9 protein-coding genes and 1 pseudogene are annotated in these 20,541 nt (G+C 47.4%); 5 read left to right on the forward strand and 5 right to left on the reverse strand.

The features are described from left to right. Window positions 1–195 precede the first annotated feature (195 nt). The 3 genes from QGT73_RS02085 to QGT73_RS02095 are packed head-to-tail and all read left to right on the forward strand — an operon-like array spanning window position 196 to window position 12,989. Window positions 196–3,171 (forward strand): DUF8202 domain-containing protein, encoded by a 2,976-nt coding sequence (locus QGT73_RS02085; RefSeq protein WP_280119823.1) that lies wholly within the window; start codon window positions 196–198, stop codon window positions 3,169–3,171. A gap of 36 nt (window positions 3,172–3,207) precedes the next feature. Beyond that, window positions 3,208–12,471, forward strand: coding sequence for a SpvB/TcaC N-terminal domain-containing protein (locus QGT73_RS02090; RefSeq protein WP_280121210.1), 9,264 nt, complete (start codon window positions 3,208–3,210; stop codon window positions 12,469–12,471). Next, window positions 12,450–12,989, forward strand: coding sequence for a hypothetical protein (locus QGT73_RS02095; RefSeq protein WP_107036981.1), 540 nt, complete (start codon window positions 12,450–12,452; stop codon window positions 12,987–12,989). Before QGT73_RS02090 ends, QGT73_RS02095 begins: the two co-directional genes overlap by 22 nt. Before the next feature lie 441 nt (window positions 12,990–13,430). Here the strand turns inward: QGT73_RS02095 and QGT73_RS02100 are convergent, their stop codons facing one another. The 4 genes from QGT73_RS02100 to QGT73_RS02115 all read right to left on the reverse strand — a co-directional run bounded on the left by QGT73_RS02100 (window position 13,431) and on the right by QGT73_RS02115 (window position 17,852). After that, window positions 13,431–13,961 carry a TetR/AcrR family transcriptional regulator gene (locus QGT73_RS02100; RefSeq protein WP_123399785.1) on the reverse strand — a complete coding sequence of 177 codons (531 nt, stop codon included), beginning with the start codon at window positions 13,959–13,961 and terminating at the stop codon, window positions 13,431–13,433. Between the two features lie 216 nt (window positions 13,962–14,177). After that, window positions 14,178–15,317, reverse strand: a complete 1,140-nt coding sequence (locus tag QGT73_RS02105; RefSeq protein WP_123399784.1) for a beta-ketoacyl-ACP synthase III — start codon at window positions 15,315–15,317, stop codon at window positions 14,178–14,180. 284 nt (window positions 15,318–15,601) lie between these two features. Then, window positions 15,602–16,213: a TetR/AcrR family transcriptional regulator gene (locus tag QGT73_RS02110; protein ID WP_123399781.1), complete on the reverse strand. Its 612-nt coding sequence runs from the start codon at window positions 16,211–16,213 to the stop codon at window positions 15,602–15,604. Between the two features lie 370 nt (window positions 16,214–16,583). After that, window positions 16,584–17,852, reverse strand: coding sequence for a sigma-54-dependent transcriptional regulator (locus tag QGT73_RS02115; RefSeq protein WP_123482688.1), 1,269 nt, complete (start codon window positions 17,850–17,852; stop codon window positions 16,584–16,586). Between the two features lie 315 nt (window positions 17,853–18,167). Between QGT73_RS02115 and QGT73_RS02120 the strand changes: the two genes are divergently transcribed. Next, window positions 18,168–18,326: a hypothetical protein gene (locus QGT73_RS02120; protein ID WP_280119826.1), complete on the forward strand. Its 159-nt coding sequence runs from the start codon at window positions 18,168–18,170 to the stop codon at window positions 18,324–18,326. 84 nt (window positions 18,327–18,410) lie between these two features. Then, the gene (locus tag QGT73_RS02125) at window positions 18,411–19,094 is read left to right on the forward strand and encodes a hypothetical protein (RefSeq protein ID WP_280121211.1); all 684 of its coding nucleotides are present in this window, start codon (window positions 18,411–18,413) and stop codon (window positions 19,092–19,094) included. A gap of 50 nt (window positions 19,095–19,144) precedes the next feature. Here the strand turns inward: QGT73_RS02125 and QGT73_RS02130 are convergent. Further along, window positions 19,145–20,413 (reverse strand): annotated as a pseudogene (locus QGT73_RS02130) (TraM recognition domain-containing protein); the annotation flags it as partial. Window positions 20,414–20,541 lie beyond the last annotated feature (128 nt).

The following is a 20,541-nucleotide window of genomic DNA, read 5'->3' on the forward strand; positions in this document are numbered from 1 at the left end:
GATTTTAGTCGAATACATTATGTGCGTTATCTTTTTTCGATTATCTTTGCAATATGGTTCAGGCTTAAAAGGTAAGCTAAGGGCGGGCAACCTTGACTCGGTCACCGATCCCGCTAAGCTCGCCAAGCTTGATATAATGCAGACAAACCAGTTATAATCACATATTTATGTTAAACCCCAAAACATCACTTGCGTATGAAAAAGGTACTACTCTTTTCAGGCCTGTGTGGTTTGTCTGCGCTCCTGCTGCTTGCCCGTTCTCCGGGCGGTGTCGAGGGAGTTGACGCCTGGTTTAAGGCTGCTCCGGTCTCAGGCAACCTGCAGGGCCGCTACCAATGGCTCGATTTTTCGGGCGATTCGGTGGTGCAGTATGCTCAGAACAGAGTCTCCGGCACCTATGTGTTCACACAGGACAGGGCTCTGGTCAAGTCGCTAAATTTCAACCCGGCACTCGACTTCTCGAAAGGTGACACCCCGAAGTGGAGCGAGCTGCATCGCTCGTCACTCATCCAAGGCACGATTATCGGGGTGTTCGCGCCTTACACGTTCAAAACCGAGGGAGTTGTCTATGGGGTCGCAAGCGGTGACGGAGGCGGCAGTCTCGTCACCAGCGACCGGATTGTAAGACCCGGAAACATAGAGCCTCTTGACTACGGGGAGACCCACGGCGAGGATCTGCTCTACACGGGAAAAGACTCCATACCTGAAAACACATTCAAGGAACACGCCACAAAGGTGCTGACCTATTACCGCGCGGCCAATCCGAACACATCGGTATGGGGCGGTCCCGGCGGCACGTTGACAATCGGCGGCGCGTATTCACCCACAGACGAGCATTTCAATGGCCCGTTCGACACTTCCAATTTCGACAATAAGGGGTTTGAAGGGTATTCGCCTGAACTGTTGGTGTATAACCGCATCCTGACTCCCGGCGAAAGAAGGAAGGCGGAGAGCTATCTCGCGATGAAATACGGTGTCACCCTCAATGACTCATATCTTGACGGAGACGGCAACCTTGTGTGGGACCGTGACGACGCCGGGGTATATCACAACCGCGTCACGGCGATTTCAAGGAACAAGGCCGGTGATTTTCTCCAGCCCATGTCGGCCACCTCTTATGAGGAGGGCCCGTTATACACGTCGCTCCCCGAGAACGACAGCTATCACAAATCAAACTCATACGGTCTTCCGTCAGAGGCTCATCTCCTTGTCATGGGCCGTGAGCATGGAAACCCGATGCCTGACAAAATGTCTCTTTTCTGGGGCGACGACGGCGGCGCGTTGGAGACCTACACCTCTCCCAACGACACACTTTGGCACATCATGAACCGCACATGGCTGGTCAAGCCGAATATGCCGACAGTCGCCGACACTACCGCGACGCGCTGGACTGCCACCGGCATGACCGTAACGCCTGAAGGCTTTCTTGACGTGATAAGTCTGGAGGAGAACACTCCCGGATCAGTGGTGACACCCGAACTGACTGACGGCACCGGACTGATAGAGTTCCCGTGTCCGTCAACGCATCCTGCGTTTGATGTCGGATTTTCCAAATCAGGCGACAGCGGATGCACATACGGATTCCGCATTGGCAGTGACGGCAGCGTCAGGGCGATAGCCAACGGCGAGGCAGGTGGAACCGGCATAGCCGCGGATGTCAGCGGTGCCGATGTGTCGGTCATGCTTTCCGACGGCGTTGTGTATCTTCGCGTTGACGGAGAGGGAGGTGCGGCATATACCGTAACCATACCCGAAGATGCGAGGAATTCGGTATATAGAGGTGTCATAAGCGCGGAAGCCTCCGCCACTCCGCTGTATCTGACCTCCGTGCGTTCCAACGGGGCGGTGGAAACCGGATATTTTGCAGAGCTGGCACACAACCTTACTCCCGACAAGGAGTTCTACCATTACAGCCGCAACCGTACCGTCATGCTGATTGACCCCACTGGGGAAGGTCAGTTCGACACCGACAACACGGTGATGGTGCGTTGCTCACCCCCGGATATATCCCGAGGCAAGACCATGTTCCACAATATATTGTGGGATGCAGACGGGAGCGGTTCAGACGTGTTCACTTTCGCCTATTTCGATGGCATTGATGCCGATGTGGATGTGGAACCGACAACCTGTGTTGACGGAGTTCCCCAAAAAGACGGTGCAATCGACATAGGCATCAACATAGGCACTCCTATATACAGGTATTCGCTTACCGTTGACAGCGTGGCCGGTATGAAGAAAGACGACCTCGTGGCAAGCGGCAGTTTCATGGGCAAGACCCACAGGATTGAGAATCTCGCCACGGGAACATATACTCTTACGGTGACACAGGGCGGTGGAAACGACATCCACGGCAAGGGCAACCTTCTCTACACGACATATTCCCACACTGACCGCAGGTTTACAGGCGGCGACGTGGAGTGGACCGTGACGGAGACCGGCTCGTGGTACCGCATCGGCGCGGAGCCTTCTGTAAAAGAGGACATAACCCAATGGGGATATGACGTGCGCGGCGACAAGGCCTATTTCATCCTTGACGGCTACACAAGTCTGACACAGGGAGTCCCCATTAAGCCCGGCGACACCCTCGGTCTCAGAATCAGCGGCATATATGTACGATGGTTCCACAATGGCGAGGAGGTACTCAAAAAGAGCGCGTGGACTCTGCGCCTCTGGAGGATGTGTATCAAGTACGGTCGAGGCGACACCCATATCACCGGTATGACAATCAACGGTACGCCTGTCGAGGACTTTGAGATTTACGGCAATGTCCAGATTGAGACCCCCAAGACAAATACCGTGACCTACACTGTCCATGTCGGCAACGGATGTGACCCGTCGATGCCCAACGGCATAGAGCCTAAGCAACCTGTTGTGATAGGTCAATCAGACCATCCCGGAGGCGATGAGCCCGGAGGCAATACCCGTAACAGCAGCCTTTCGGTTGATGCCGAGGATGGTACAGCCCATATCTTCAACGCCATTCTTGACCGCGAACAATCCGGGCCCGCCACCCTCATGGTATTCGACGCATCAGGCCGCCTCGTGTTCGAGGGAGAGATGGAGGGTTCCGACATCAAGACCAAGCGTTTCACAGTTCCGATGAACGGTGTGTATATCGTCAAGGCAATCACAGCCGAGGGCGAACATACCCAAAAGATTCTTGCGAAATAACCGGAAACAACACAGTAACAACATAATAAACCGATTATGAGACGGATATACAGCATAGCCGTTGCCACAGCTATACTCTCTGCGGTGGGTTTGTCGGGCGCGTGGTTCCTTTCGGGGCCTTCCGCCGGGGCGAACAATTCGCCGGGCAGCAGCGGCATAAACATAGAGGCTGACAGCCCTTCCTCCTCTCCGGGGACGGTGCTCAGCGAAAGCGGCAATTCCTCTCCGCAGCAGCAGGAAAAAGTAAAGGACGCCGGCATAGCGGCCACGCAGCCGGCAAAGACCAATGCCAGTAAGCAGGACGCGGACAAATATTCCCGCATACCTGACGGCGAGTCGGTAAAAGGGTCGTTCCGCAAGGGACAAGCTGACAGTCTCGCGGTGGCCGGCGGCGCAATCTCTTTCTCAGGAGGTACACTGCTGCGCGACACCGAGCTGTCGGTGTCGGTGCTTGCCGAGGATGATATGCCCGAACTTGATTTCGCCATGACGAATGTCACGGCACAGGGCGAGGGATACCGGTTCCTGCCTCACGGCACCCATTTCTCTGAGGAAGGCGCGACCGTAAGGCTCGGCTACGACCGCACGAGGATTCCGAGCGGTTACACGGAAGACGACATACGCACGTTCTATTACGATGTCGAGCAGGAGCACTGGGTGGCTCTCGACCGCATAGCCGTCAACAAGGAGCTGGCCTATGTGGAGTCAAAGACTACCCACTTCACCGACATGATCAACGGTGTCATTCAGGCTCCCGAATCACCCGAGACCGACGGTTTCGCGCCCACCATGATGAACGATATCAAGGCTGCGGACCCGACGGCGAAACTCAACATCATCACTCCTCCGACGGCTAACAACCGTGGCTCCGCCAACCTGCAATACGCCTTCGAGATGCCACCTGCCCGTAACGGCATGGCACCCTCATTAGCAATAAGCTACAATAGTGACGGTGGCAACGGCTGGCTCGGACAGGGCTGGGACCTTTCCGTCCCCTCGATAACGCTTGATACCCGCTGGGGTGTTCCGCGCTATGACCTGACCAATGAGACCGAGACATATTCGCTCTCCGGCTCGATGCTCTCGACGATGGATGACAACGGAGCGATGAGCGTCGCCCACCGTGGTGACAAGATTGCCCGTAAGTCCGACCGTCAGTTCTATACCCGTCAGGGCGGCGATTTCTCGCGCATAATCCGCAAGGGCAGCAGCCCGGCCGATTACTATTGGGAAGTTACCGACAAGCAGGGCGTGGTATATACCTACGGAGGCGAGGGCGCGGTGCTCAAAGGCACCATTACCGACCTCTCCGGCAATACCCGCGAGGTGATTTCAGAGTGGAAGCTCAAACGGGTTGTCGAGACCCACGGCGACTGGATAGAGTATGAATACACGGCTGTTGACGAGCCTGTGCGCGGCGGATTGGTTGCGAAGGCAATCTATCTTTCCAAGGTCAGCGCGGGCAATGCCGAGAGTGACGGACCTCACACGGTTGTCACCCTCACCGGCAACAAGACAAAACGTCAGAAGGCCAACAATGCCCGTTACGGCTACCTGACATCTTCCAACCGTCTGCTCGAAAACGTGCAGATTGACTTCATGGGCGGCAAGCTGCGCAGCTATTCGTTCTCGTATGTTGACGGCGCGTTTCACAAGGATATGCTTGAGAGTGTGCGCCAGTTCGATGACAAGGGCAACGAGTTCACTTTCCAGAAGTTCGACTATTACGATGACGTTCAGTCGGGCAACGGCTATGTGCCTTTCAAGTCCGAGTCAGAGACATGGAACACCCACAATGACGGCCTCGATGCCGATTTCATCAACCCGTTGCAGGGGATGGATATGTTCAGCGACAAGCCTTCCGCACTCGGCGGCACGACAAGTTCATCGGTTGGTGGCTCGTTCTATGCAGGTGTCGGCCCCGACGATCAGAGCACAACCACAACGACAACAGGCGGTGGCGGCTTTAACTATTCAAATGACAAATCAAAGGGATTGTCCACGTTTGTGGATTTGAACGGTGACGGTCTTCCCGATAAGGTTTACCGTGATGGTGGAGCGTTGTATTATCGCCCTCAGTTAAGGGATGCCAATTCCGGTGAAATTTCTTACGGAGAACCGATTAGAGTCAAGGGCATTTCCGGATTTTCTTCGTCCAGCAGCAACACATACTCCGGCGGTGCCGATGTTAAGGTAGGTTGGGGTCCGGTAGCTGCCACTGTCGGCGTTGATTTATCGAAAACCACAACAAAGACAAAGGAATATTTCTCTGACATCAACGGTGACGGTTTGATTGACCTCGTTTCAAATGGCAAGGTTTATTTCAACCATATCGAATTTGACGCACAGGGTAATGCCGTTCCGACATTCACATTGAGCAGTGCTGATACACCCAGCCCGATTATCTATGACCCCACCAACATAGACACATCCGTCGGTGCCATTGACCCGGAAGAACAGGCAGAGGTGCTGCGCATATCCCCGATGGAAGATGCTGTCCGCGTATGGGTTGCTCCGAGAGTGGGCGTAGTCAATATTTCGGGCACAGTTTCGCTTGTTACTCCGACCGGAGACTATGATGCCGATGAGTATGAAAAAGCGGATGGTGTCCGTGTGGCTATTCAAAAGGGCGGCTCAGAATTATGGAGTCAGTCCATAGCCAAGGGGGATGCCTCCGCTCACAATGCTGCGGCTACGGCTGTATCGGTCAACAAGGGAGACCGCATATATTTCCGAGTCCAGTCAGGTACAGAGGAAATGGGCAATGGTGCGTTTGACGAGGTTGTATGGCATCCTGTCATAACATATACCGGGGCTGAAGAAATAATGCCCAATGGATACTCGACAACAAAATATGAGCCGGAAGAGGGTGCGTTATATTTTGCAGCCACTTCATTGAGTATTGCGAAAAACAATCCAACGGTCGGCATATCCGGCAATTTCACAAAGCCTGAAACCACGGATGACGTCACGCTTACCATTGTTGGCTCTACGGACCGAAAGGACGTTAACGGCAATGACAATCCGGCTTATGTCGAGAAAACGGTATTTACTCGTACATTCCCGTGGAATGAAAGTTTTAATGACGATGTTTCAGTATCGTTGCAAAACAACGATGGTCTGACAAACTTCCGGTTTGTCGTAAGTTCGGAATCAAATGTGCGCTGGGATGCTGTCAAGTGGAGTCCTGTCGTGTCTTACGCGGATTCAACCGGGACACAGCAGAACCGCCCTGTCTGCCCGGACTATACGTTGTACGCCAATCACATAAAAAATGCCCCGTCTTATACAGCAACTACGGCGGATACAATTCTTTATGTAAAACCCGCTATAACTTTCTCAAATCCGTCTTATAACGGAAAAGTCACATTGACAGCGAAGACAACCGACAGACTGTTGGGCAAGAAATCCTTCGCCGTTATGGGTGGAATTGTGGCAAATGACTCTATTTCCATTCTGAAATCAGACATCGGCAGCGATAAGGTTTGGTTTGAATTGTTCTCGGATGATTGTCTTATAGGTGATGCCGTGTCAAATGTCGCTGTCCAGATTAAATCTCCGTCGGTGATTTTGCCTCAGACTGTTGATGCCAACCTGTATGCAGCCAATGACCCGTCTGGATTCGGACATCTATATCGAGGCTGGGGCGGTTTTGTGTATAACGCATCTGAAAACCGTTACTCCCGGCCTATTGATGAGTCTTTGCTGACATTGCCTGAAGATGAAAATGTCACTCTTGACCCATTGACAATGGCGTTTACGCCGTTGAGTACGGATTTGAATAAACTTGACCGTTGGAGCGGTCAGCGCGAGGAGATATTCATCACTGCCACAAACATGGGGTCGGCCCGTCTGACCGAACTGGATGTTGTCCTTACGAATCCGTTTGACAATATAGGAGCAGTGGCCGGCATTGCCGGTGAACATCTGCAAGGCACTGGTGCGGCTGCAATCTCTCAGGAGATGGTAAGCAACAGCCGTGTTGTCCAGACAGGTGTCATGCTCACCTATAATGATTCCAAGGGCAGCTCTACAACCAAGTCTATGATGATTGACCTCAACGGTGACGGTTATCCTGACATTGTAGCCGGAGGTAAAGTTCAATACACCAATACACTCGGCGGTATAAGCGGAGAGGTTCTCGGTGGCATAGGCACTGTTTCAAGTGAAAACCAGTCAAAGGGATTTGCCCTTAGCAGCGATGCGATAATGTCAGTCAGCAATACTGTCGGACACATTGCAGGTGGCAAGGCAAGCAATTCCAATCAGGAATCCAGCAGCAAGGCAAAAGGCGGTATTCCTGTATCTGCAAGTATCCCTCCGTCTAATGAGGATTGGAGTACAGAGAGCTTCGTCGATGTAAACGGTGACGGTCTGCCCGACAAGATAGTCTCAGGTGGCAAAGTTCGCATCAATCTCGGTTATGCCTTTACAGAGCCGATAGACTGGGATATTGACCGCATACAGGGAGGCAAGGGTCAGTCTTTCTCGGCTGGGGCATCCTTCAATATCGGTTCAAGTAGTTTTGCCGGAGGATTTAATTTCGTAACCTCCAAAAACGGTGAGGAGTATAATCTTACGGATATAAACTCTGACGGACTGCCTGACAAGGTTTGGAAATCCGGCGATAATATTATGGTCGCCTTGAATACCGGTATTGGTTTTGACACCCCGTTTGTATGGAAAGGCGCAAAGGCTCTCAATGAGTCTGCATCCACATCTGAAGGTAGCAATGTAGCCTTCACGGTCAACATTACTCCTAAGATTATTCCGATTAAAATATCGGTTAACCCCGGTGTTTCATTGAGCCATAGCATCAACCGCACGAAATATTCCTTGCAGGATGTTGACGGTGACGGCTATCTGGATATAGTTGAGTCTGACAGCGAGAACGAGCTGAAGGTTACCCGCTCGGCTATCGGTCGTACCAATATGCTCAAATCGGTCACCAACTCTATCGGCGGTCGCTTTGAGGTGGACTATGCACACTCAACTCCTACATACGGGCATCCCGGCGGTAAGTGGGTTATGTCGGCTCTTACCATTGACGACGGTATCCATGACGACGGTCCGTTGATGAAGTCGGCGTTTGAATACTCCGACGGTTTCCGTGACCGTCATGAGCGTGACTTCCTCGGTTTCGGCAAGATTGTTACAAAGAGCCTCGACACCGAGAACGGTGATGGCGTATATCGTCAGGCCGTTCAGGAATTTGCGGTTGACAACTATTATGCCTCTGGCAACCTTGTGGCCTCCTACGTTACCGACGCATCGGGTAACAAGTTTACCGAGACAGTCAACGAATATGACGCTTACAGCGTGACAGCCAATGCGGATAGTTACTCATTCGTTCAGAAGAATGTCATTTACAGTGACCGTGCATCGGCGTTTGTTCCCCTCCGCTACACTGCCAACAAGCAGTATGAGGGCACATCCGATGGTATGGTTGTATCTGAGGCATGGAACGAGTATTATCTCAACGGCTACCACGGAGAGTTGAAATCCTACCGTTACAGTGACAAGGGCAACCTCGGCAGCAACGGTGCAGGTGGTTATGACTACGCAACCAACATCCAGTACACATCCAACGACAGCAAGCACATTTTCGGTCTCCCCACCAATGTGACGGTTGTGGGCGGTGATGGCTCGATGTATCACAACGTGTCGGCAACTTACGACACCAAGTATCCCAATCATCTGACACAGGTGTTGCAGCAGCTCGGTTCGGGCGTTGCAGTCACCGACTATAAGTATGACCGCTACGGCAACATCACCCAGAAGACCCTCCCGGCAAACGGAACTGGTCAGCGTATGTGGTACAAGTATCGCTACGAGCCTGAGATGAATATGTATGTCGAGCGCATAGACGACGCATGGGGCTACCGCAGTGAGGCCGGTAATTTCGATTACCGCTATGGCATCGCCCTTGAACGTCGCGACCTCAACAATTTCTACTACGAGACTGAAATTGACAACATGGGTCGTGTAACCAAGGTTCGCGGACCCAACGAGCTGGCGACAGGCGTTGACTACATCATCGCGTTTGAGTACAAGCCCAAGGCAGAGTTCGGCGAGTCCGGCATATCCGCTCCGGCATACGCTGTCACCAAGCATTTCGACATCCAACACCCTAGAGACGACCTTGAAACAGTTACATTCGTTGACGGTTTCGGCAGACCGGTACAGGTGAAGAAAGACGGCGTTGTCACGACAGCATCCAAGGGTTCGGGCGCATCAGACCAGAATGTCATGATTGTCAGCGGACGCAATGTCTATGACGCTTTCGGTCGTGTCGCTGAGGCTTACTACCCGACAACCGAGGGTATGGGCGGCAAGACATCGTTCAGCACCACGTTTGATAATGTCAGCCCCACAAGGACTGTTTATGACGTTCTCGACCGTGCGTTGAGCGTGAAACTTCCCGATGATTCGGAGACAACTACCGAATATTCTCTTGACAATAGTTCCAATGCTCTTGTAACGACAGTTACCGACGCGCTCGGCAACAAGCAGGCAACACATACCAACGGTAGCGGCAAAACGGTCAAGTCCGTTCAGCTCAGCGGTCCTGACGGTGATATTGTAACAACGTTTGAATATGACGGCATCCAGCGTCTCGTCAAGGTTACTGACGCTGATGATAATGTCACCACGTCGGTTTACGACATGGGCGACCGCCGCACGGAGGTCAACCACCCGGCAAGCGGTATCACGTCGTTCACCTATGACCCGCTTGGCAATGTCCTGACCAAGCAGACAGCGAACATGGCGGAGGAAGGAAAGATGATAACCTACACCTACGACTACCACCGTCTGACAGGTATCAGCTATCCCGACCACCCCGAAAACAATGTCAAGTATTACTATGGCGGCCGCAACGCCTCCTACAACCGCATCGGTCGTCTGATGATGCGCGAGGATGGTACAGGCGCGATAGAATACTTCTACGGCAAGATGGGCGAGGTCACCAAGACACGCCGCACTCTCATCGTGCCCAATCAGGCGATTGCAACCTATGTAACCCAGTGGAGTTATGACAGCCACAACCGACTCATCGAAATGATATATCCCGACGAGGAGAAGGTTACTTACTCCTACAACCTCGGAGGTCTTCTTGAAAAGGTACGCGGTGAGAAATCCTACGGTTACGACTACATCACCAAGTTAGGCTACGACAAGTTCGAGCAGCGCAGCTATCTGAAGTATTGCAACGGTGCGGAGACATTCTACACCTACGACAACCGTCGCCGCCTTAGCAATCTTGCGGTCAATAGCGGAGGCACATCCATTAAGGACAACGCCTATACGTTTGATGCGGTCAGCAATGTCCTTTCGGTAGCCAACAACGCATCGCTCCCAGCCAACGGCAATGCCGGCGGCCAGATGTCGCACACCTACACTTATGACGGTCTGTATCGTCTCGCCACTGCGACGGGTACATACATGGGAGCAGACAACAAGTCCGCAACCTACACCCTCGCTATGGGCTATGACAATATGCACCGCATCAAGTCAAAGAGCCAGCATCTGACACAGGACAACGTGCAGTTCAACGGCACTCTCAATGTCGGTTATGACCTCACTTATACCTACGGCTCGGAAGAAGGGAAGAAATTCCAGCTCGAAAGTGTAAAGGATGTTAATTACCGTACTGAGGAGACTCCCAGCGACAACAATGTCGAGAACGGCCACGTTTACACCTACGACAAGAACGGAAATCTTGTCTATGTAAACACCAACCGGGTTATGACTGACGGACATAGGGACAACAGTGTCGGAGAGCGCAAGCTCATCTGGGATGAAGAGAATCGTCTGCTTGCAGTTGACGACAACGGCTTCGTGTCCAACTACTGGTACGATGCCGACGGAGAGCGCACTGTCAAGACTTCCGGAGAAAGCGATCAGGTATATGTCAACGGTGTATTTTCCGGTGGCTCGACCAACACCGCTAAATTCTCCCTCTATGTAAGCCCGTATCTCGTGGCAAATCAGGGAGGTCGCTACACCAAGCATATCTACGCCGGTAGCCAACGCATCGTGTCGAAGGTCGGCGATTTCGCCTCCTACGGCTCAGACCCGCGTCGTATAGAGTATGCCGGAGCTAACACTGACGGTCTTTCGGTTGATTACAAGTCGAAGTATGCAGCCCAGCAACAGGTAATCAAGGACAACTACAAGTTCTTCGATGTTCCCTACAACGGTACTGACAATGACAACTATGCCGATGGTGAAGGGTTCTGCTGCAACGACGGCTCTATGGAGGCGGCGGTGGCAGAGGCACGGAAGTCTCAGACCCGCGCGGTTTCGCGGTCGTTCAAAGACCCCGACAACTACGAGAACTTGCAGTTCTTCTATCATTCCGACCACCTCGGCAGCTCCAGCTTCATCACCAACCTTGACGGTGAAGTGGTTCAGCACATAGAGTATGTCCCCTTCGGAGAGGTCTTCATCGAGGAGCGAAACAACGTATGGAACACGCCTTATCTCTTCAACGCGAAGGAATTCGATGAGGAAACAGGTATGTACTACTACGGTGCTCGTTACTATGATCCACGTCTCAGTCTGTGGATGTCAACGGATCCAATGGAAGAAATTTCGCCCGATATATCCAGTTATACTTTTTGTCATAACAATCCGATAAATCGTGTTGACCCATTAGGATTAACTGACTATTTTAACGAAAATGGAGCATATATTCAAACCATAGATGATCAAAAAGATGTCAGGGTAATGGTTTTTATAACGAAGAAGGATAAGGATAAAGCTGCACTCGCAGTCAGCGAAGGCAAATGTATGGCTGTTCCATCAAGAGAAGTTGTAAAGACCATGAAAGAAACATATGATCTAACCGAGAAAACCGGCAATGAACATGGTTTCCGGGTTGGAAAAAACGGCACGATTTCCCCAATTGTTGAGGGAGAGGGCGATGTTGTTAACGATGCTCACTGGAAAGATGCAATTGACGCTCTTGTCAACGTTGGAGACAGGGTTTCCTATGATGTGCATTCTCACCCGCAGTTAATCTTCCATGAAGGTGATAGCAAGTTATTATACAATAATTTACCCTCTCAAACTGACATAGATAATACTGTTGGAGATAGTCCTAATGTAGTATTAGGTTATAAGATGGTTCAGCTTCCTAATAATCATAATACAATTGGTGGTTCACCAAATGTAACCGTTGAAAAACGAATACGATTCTATAACAGGACTGGGGCATTGAACTCTGACAATTACAAATTCTCATCATTTGAGAGAGCTGTAGATAAGATTCATAAATGGAAACCAAAGACAAAATAGCTATTAAATTAGCAATTATGTTAATTGGTGTATGCACCCTGATTTCTTGTAAAGCAATTATCTCCCCCAACACGAATGGGGGAGATGATTACTCTCTCATAAAAGTATTAGGATATGCCTATGCCAATCCAAGTTCTGGTGATACAATTAATACCATACCATCATATTCTTTCAATTTGCCTAAAAAAATGGTAAAAAGGGTGGATTATGATATGGGGATAACTGTTGTAGAACTCAAAGATTATCAGTACATTTATATCATATATGAACCAAATAAGTTTTCGGATTATAGTGAACTTATTAGTCATCTTAAAGTTTATTTGGAAGAGTCGGACAATTCTCGATTAAATAAACTTAGCAATCACATTAATCTAAATAAAAACACTAAGCGTTTAAATCGTTTTTACAGAAAAGATAATTTTGAAATTGGCATACTCAATGTCCTTCCTCAAAATTACGAGGACCTTTTTAGTGTGATTGAAAACTCGTTTAATGTACAGTATCGAAGCCATAATTAGGTCATCACGAAATTCTCATATGAGTGTTTGGTGAGATAGGATTGATAGATAAACAGAGTTCAATAAAATTCTCTTAGAATTGAGGCTGGAATCAGGTTTTTACTAAAACTGATTCCAGCCTCATAATATAAATGTTTGTCGTTAAGCGTGACGTTCAGAAAATTAAACTATGACAAAATCTTTTAGGTGAATTAAAATTGGAAAATCTATATGCGGGTAGAATTATAATTTTGTACATCAAAATTCGCCCCTTGAAATTAAATTCACAAAAATTATTCCTATGTTTTTAATATACCTTCGAAACATATCTATTTGGTATAATTCACAACATCGGTTATTTCGCTCATAGAATCAACCAATCAAGAAAGAACAATGTTATGGGATGTTTAACATTTCCAAAACAGAAAAAAGGCATATTTGTTTTGAGTATGGTTTTGTTGTTTAATATAGTGATTCAAGGAATATTACGCCCGCAGATTGAGCATATACTTTGCCTAAATCTATGTGAATTGCATTATTCCCCTTTATAATTTCGCTTATTTCTGCTATCTCGCGTTTAATCTCATTGCCAATTATCTGACAAAATCCCTTATAATGATTTTGAGCCTGAATAAGAATATTGAACAGACCTCTTGATGGATCATCGAGATTATAATTGGTTTTGAGGTCTAAATAAACCCGCTCAAAAGGGGTTTTATATATTGCAAAAAATGTCTGGGTAGAACAAGTACGAAGATGTTTTTTATCGGCTTGACTTAATTTGAATACCGGAAGAAACAGCTCATCAATCATATTGATAAACAAATCTTCCTTGTTCTTATTGAAATAGAAGATAGCCCCTCTTGTCTGGCTTATGTTTTTCTCCAGCATAGAAACGGATATGGCATCCCATGTTCCGGTTGCCATCAGACGGTAGCAGTTACGAAGGATTTCCAGTCGATTTTGTTCCGTTTTTAATTTGCCCATCTTCATAACAAAAGTGCGGGAGAACGCGCCATATGCGAAACCTGTGGAAGTGGTTGAAGAAATGACACAGCTCCCCCGCACCTATATACGGAGTGAGCAATCATATCCATCCTCTTTCTTCTTCAAAAACTTCCACATTTTCGCACAGAAAGATGGACTAATGACTCCTCTATTTTACAAATTTATTTTCTGCAAAGATAGTAAAAATTTACCGAATGAACGTTATCTACAAGTCAATAATGCTATCCCATATGAAAATCTCCCGCTTTCAGGAACCAAAAGCAATATCTGATCTCCTTTTTCGAGAGGTTTTGTTCTAATCAGTTCATCCAAGGCAGCAAAAGGAGCAACAGAACCGACATTGCCAACCCATGTAAGATTCGTATACCACTTGCTTGTTGGAAGACTAACGCCTTTCTTCTTTAGTTCCTCGTCAAGAATGTTGTAAAAGTACATTGAAGAAATATGCGGAATTACGTATCTAATACGATTTTCATCTGCTTTGTTCTTCAGAAGAGCATGTTGGGTAGCTTCGGCGAATAGCCGCATTATATGCTCGTTCAATAATTTCACATCCTGCTTAATGCACCAGATGGACTTGTTGGAGATGTCATCTGCGCTGAATTCCTTCCAACTTTTCAGATTTCCGTCCGGTGTTTTTTCACACCATTGGTACATGCACGCAGGAAGTCTGTTTGCATAGGAAATGACTTCTACCCATTCCACTTCAAGATTGATTTCACCACTGGGTTGATTTTCCAGAAGTACCGCAGCGGCTCCATCAGAAATCATAAATCTCAGGAAATCTTTCTCGAAAGCAATATATGGTCTTTCAGTTATTTTTGCAATGTGAGCGTATTCTTCTTCAAAGAATTTCGACAACAAAGCAGGTGATGGCAATTCTGATGTAGTGCTTATTGCGTTTTGTGTATTACCGCATTTTACAGACATAAACGCTGCCTTAAATGCTTGTATTCCACTCAAACAAACACCTGCACACGATATTATCTCCATTGGTTGCTCAAATGCTGCGCCATGTATCATAGAGGCTTGAGAAGGCAACATTTGGTCAGGGGTGGATGTTCCACACGCCAAAAACTGAATAGACCTTTTATCTGCACTGTTGGGAAGGAGCTTGTCAATGGCTTCTTTGGCAAGTTCAGAATTGGAATGAGTGATGTTTTGGTTTTTATCTATGGCATAGTATCTTTTCTTTATACCATTCTGTCGCAGAATTATAGGCATTACACGTGACTTCTTGTCTCCTATTCTGCCCAGATATGCCTCAATTTCATCGTTCTCCACAGGATTGTTGGGAAAGAACGATGAGGTTTTTGTTATATAGACTTTATTGTCGGCCATAGTCACATAATGCTCGTTATGAAATCGACCGCAAAGATAATGAATAATCTGAAATTCTCCAAACAAAAGTTACTCAACCGCACTCAATCAGCCATTCTTGAGGGCAAACATGAACGAAAGGAGCATTGATACCCAAACCGCAGACGGCAGTCGTAAATGCAGGTTTGAAAGGTATGAAATCCTGTAATTCTTTCACAACAAACTAATAAACGAGACAAATAATCTACGGTATTGTTTCAACCCTTCAACAACAATTATACTTAATATCTATAAAAAGATAATCGTTAGAGCTTCAGTAATTTGTAGAGACTGATCATTTGGTTGCGAAGTTCAACCGTATTAAGCCCCATTGAAAGAGAGTCAAGGTATGCTTGACCATAAAAAATACAGATAAAATGTTTTGCGGTATTGACTATATCAATGTCATTCTTGATTTCATTATTTTCTATGGCTTTGCTAATCTGAGCTATCCATATCGCCAATTCCTTATTTCTATTTTCTAAGTATCTCTCGTGCAGATCCGGGAAATACGAACTTATTTCCAGTATTAGCGAAATATAATATCTGCTGACATTACACACCGGCATCTCCGACATAATGCTACAAATACCGGTCATCGTATGCTGGCATCCGTCCACATATTTGTTGATGAAATCCAATAGTGACTCAAACGACGGAGAAGTTATTTTATGTTTTAAATCTTGTTTGTCAACAAGGTAATGTTTAACAACTTCGTGGAACAGATTTAATTTACTGCCGGCATAATATGTTATAGCTCCCCTCGTCATGTTTGCTTCTTTTTCTATGTCACTGATGCTGACCGAGTCGTATTGACGGGTCAAGAAGAGCCTGAATGCGGCTTTATAGAGCTGTTCTCTTCTGTTGTTCTTATACATACGAAGACGCTTTTAATCCACAAAAAATAGAAAAGATTTGGCAAATGCACAAATCTTTTCTTATCTTTGTAATTGCATTACAATCATAGAGTATTGTAGGTGACAGGCAGTCGTGAATGCGAAAATGTGGAAATTTTCTTGAAGAATCACACTGCCTGTTACCTTTATAATAACGATTATTATCCATATCTCATATTCAAGCAGATGATATTGAAATGTTGTGTCTATCCATTGATTATTAAACGTTTGAAAATTGTAGCCTTATCGCTATCCATTTATGTCACGGATAATCTGCATTGTCATATTGAGAGGTACGGCTTTCCGATGTGTTTTACATATAGAGTATTGAGGCTTATATCACGTCTGTAACCTAAACAGGCTTACATTCGGACAATCCATATTTTCTCAATCTCGAATAGAGGGTCGGGCGTGTTAGTCCCAATATTGAGGCGGCGACGGTTTTATTGTTTTTGGCCAATTTCATTGCCTCTATTATCTCTTGCCTGTCCTGACTGTTTTCACGGCATGTTCTGGACGGAGGTTCAAAGTGTAAATGCCGTGCCTTTATCAGAGGTGAGTCGCACGAAAATACGGCATTGTTGATGCAACAGCGCAGTTCGCGAATATTACCTTCCCATTTGTGGCTTGTCAGATGTCTTTTCGCTGATACTGAGAATCCTTTCGCTGATATTTGAGGATTATTCCGAGTAAGTTGTGAGACAAAGAATTCGGCGAACGATACGATTTCATCCCGGCATTCCCTCAATGAAGGGACATAGAGGGAATATTGCCGGATTATGTCATAAAACTCGCGGAGCAATATGCCGGATTTCATCATAGCGGAGAGATCTTTTGAAGACGAGGTTATTATCCGCGCGTTGAATCTTACAGGGTTCGATAAACCGACAGGATAATACACACCGTCTTCGATGGCATGGGACAATATTGCCTGCGCAGCCAATGGCATGTCTCCAATTTCGTCAAAAAACAATGTCCCGTTGAACGCCCGCTCAAATAACCCCGGACTCTTTCTGCTGCCTGTACCCACCAATTGTTCCGGAATCGACGCCACATCCATTAGAGAGCATTTTACAGAGACGAAAGCCTTGTTGAATCTACTGCTGTCATTGAATATGCGTCTTGCGATCACACTCTTTCCTACACCGGACTCACCGTATATAGTCAAAGGGGCAGTTAATGGTGCAAACAATCTTGCCTTACTGATGCACGCCTTATATAGTGTTCCCTGATATTCGTACAACTCCTCGCAGCTTTCTTTATCCGCGACAATCCGCGAAACAAGCATACAAAAGTCTTTGCGATTGATGAAGCGCTTGTCGATATAATCTATTGCGCCTTTCCGTATAAGACTAATGAGAAGTGCATTGTCATCTTTATCAAGAGCGCATAGGACAGGGGTGGCAGGGCTAAGCTCCAATATGTCCGTTACAAGTCTCATACCATCACAAAGATGGCAAGACACATAAATGACGATAATGTCGAAAAGGCCGTTAACAATCATCCTTCTCGCAATCTTGTGATCGTCGAAATACCTCACTTCAAATTTATTTTTGTCTACCCATTCCGCCAACCGTAGGCAAAAGGTGCGGTCGTGGTCATAAATGAGAATCTTCTTCATTTATCAGGCAATATCGCAACTGTTTAGTTAAACCATACTCTGTCGGTGATCAATTCACGCAATACATGATACATAACAAATGTAATGTTTTGATTGTTCGAATCCAACGGTTTTTACTGTCGGAACTTTACATATGTAAAATCATTTTACATATATTTGTGATTTACTGGCACTTCTGAAAAGATGACAATACTTAACTCTCAATCCTGTTAATTAGGAACATAGCAAAAAATTCCATTAGAGACCGAACAAAAATAGTTCAAAAATATATGTTAATGTCACAACTCAAACAATGTAAAAAAATAGATACAATAAATGGATTTAATTTCACTTACCGAGACAGAGTTCTTCCGAAAGCTGACCGACGGAGAGAACGACAACCTACACATAGCCTACAAGGACTTTGTGCTTCAAGACAGCAAGAGCAGTTGGCCGACTCAATATGACTCTATATCAACAGTATATATAAATTAAACGTATCAGACCTATATGGTAAAAGATTCCACTCAATGCAATTGCGACGGAGTCGCGGAAGGTCATATCGAAACGACAATCGGTATGACCGGAAATAACAAGTCACTTGACAGCGAATCGCTCAATATCTTTATTCTGATTGAGCATGAGTTTTTCATCGGCGTGGAGACCGGGGAACTCGATAATCTCAAAGATACATACGCTACATTCACAAAGACGGTTGTCATGCTTTTTCACGGCAGCCACAACAAATCGGAGGTACATTCAGCACTAATTGTAGCCGAGGATCATCTGACAATCATCCTTGAAGATTCCACCCATCTTGACGAGAATTTTCTCCGCTTTGTAGAGCGTGCAATCAAATTCATCAAGCGTTATATTGACCGAATTGGGGAATGGGTGAAGAATAACCCCATGTACGACGGCGAAGTTGCAATCGTATCCGCAACCGTTTCAGAAGACAGCATTGCCGTTGAAGAAGTATCGTCTATCCAGTGGGAGGGTAAATTTACAGAATTGGTAGAGCTTGTTCTCGCGCTCCTGATTTCGGGGAAAATATCCGCTGAAACCGATGCCGAGTTTATCAGGACTATATTCCGTGTCTTCGGTGTCAAGAAGAGTCTGACCGAATACTATAAAGCCCTGAAAAAGATTGAAGAGAAGCATCCTAAGGATGATGACATGCCCGGTCGTTGCAAGGCACTTCGGCAGTTGCTCGAAGACACCGAGAAGGAACTTCAACGCAGGTACCTCGGCAGAAGGGCATGAAAAATCCGCAGCCATACGGATTTGCCGTACAACTGCGGATATGATAAGGATCAGTCGCTGTTAGCTTCCTGTGCCAGACGTACCTTCTCTCTAAGTACAATCTCTCTCACGTCCTGCTTCACTTGGTCGTAATTGTCCTGTATCGCTATCTCCATAGCCTCCTTTGTAGGAATGTCAGTCAGAATGGGGATAGGCTTGTAAGCCTTCTCTTCCCTCGCTACCGCTTTTGTGTCCACCACAATCTCGGCATGGAATATCTTCTGGTCGATACGCTCGTCGAAGTTGTCGCTCACCGCTCCGACGAACATTCCCTGCGTAAGCGTGGAAATCTTGCTTGCCGGAATAAGGCTGTCCATCTGCGTATTGATGGAGTGGCTCACGTCCTGACGGTTGATTGATATGGACTGACGTTTCTGGAGAACCTTGCCGAAACGCTCGGAGAGGGTCTTGGCGGTTTCACCGACAACCTGTCCGGAGAATATGTTGCCGACGGTGTTCATCACAACCGCCGCCTCCTTGTCGCCATAATCACGTTTCAACTGAGAGAAGTCCTGAAAGCCGAGGCAGACAGCAACCTTATTGCTTCGCGCCGTGGCGATGAGATTGTCGAGGCCCTTGAAATATATCGTCGGTAGCTCGTCTATGACCACACCCGATTTGAGCATATTTTTCTTGTTGATGAGCTTGACAATACGGGAATTGTATAGACCGAGGGCGGCACCGTAGATGTTCTGACGGTCAGGATTGTTTCCGACACACAGTATCTTCGGATGCTCCGGGTTGTTGATGTCGAGGGTGAAGTCGTTGCCTGTCATTACCCAGTAGAGTTGTGGCGAAATCATACGCGACAGCGGGATTTTAGCCGATGCTATCTGACCTTGGAGCTGGTCCTGCGCCCCGCCTTTCCATGCGTCCATAAACGGCGAGAGATAATTCTCCAGTTCACGGTATGATGTGAGTATCGGAAATATATCCTCATAGTTGCGGTTAAGAAACTCGATCGCGTGGGGGAAGGTGCAATACTTGCCACCCTCGTAAATTTTCAAAAACCAAATAATAGCGGCCAACAGGATAATAGGCGACTCCACAAAGAAATCACCCTGCTTCTGAATCCACGTCTTATTCAAATTTAAGAGGATGGTGTATGCCGATTCGTATGCGTCGGCAATATCGGTCATGAAATCCGGGTGTATCGGGTTGCATCTGTTGCTGCGCATAGGGTCATCGAAATTGATTACATAGAACTTTACCCCCTTCGGGTACTTGTCCTTGTTCTTCTTCAGATGATTATACACGATTGTGGAGAGATCCGGGAAATTTGAAATGTAGGCTAAGCACCCGGCGCCGTGTCATATAATCATGACCGGTTTCCAAATACTCGCCTCCGAACCGGACGTACACCTTCCAGCGTATCCGGCTCTCCGTTTTGATATTCAGTCTATGCCTT

This window comes from Duncaniella muricolitica (assembly GCF_910574735.1).
In the GTDB taxonomy this organism is placed as follows: Bacteria; Bacteroidota; Bacteroidia; order Bacteroidales; family Muribaculaceae; genus Duncaniella; species Duncaniella muricolitica.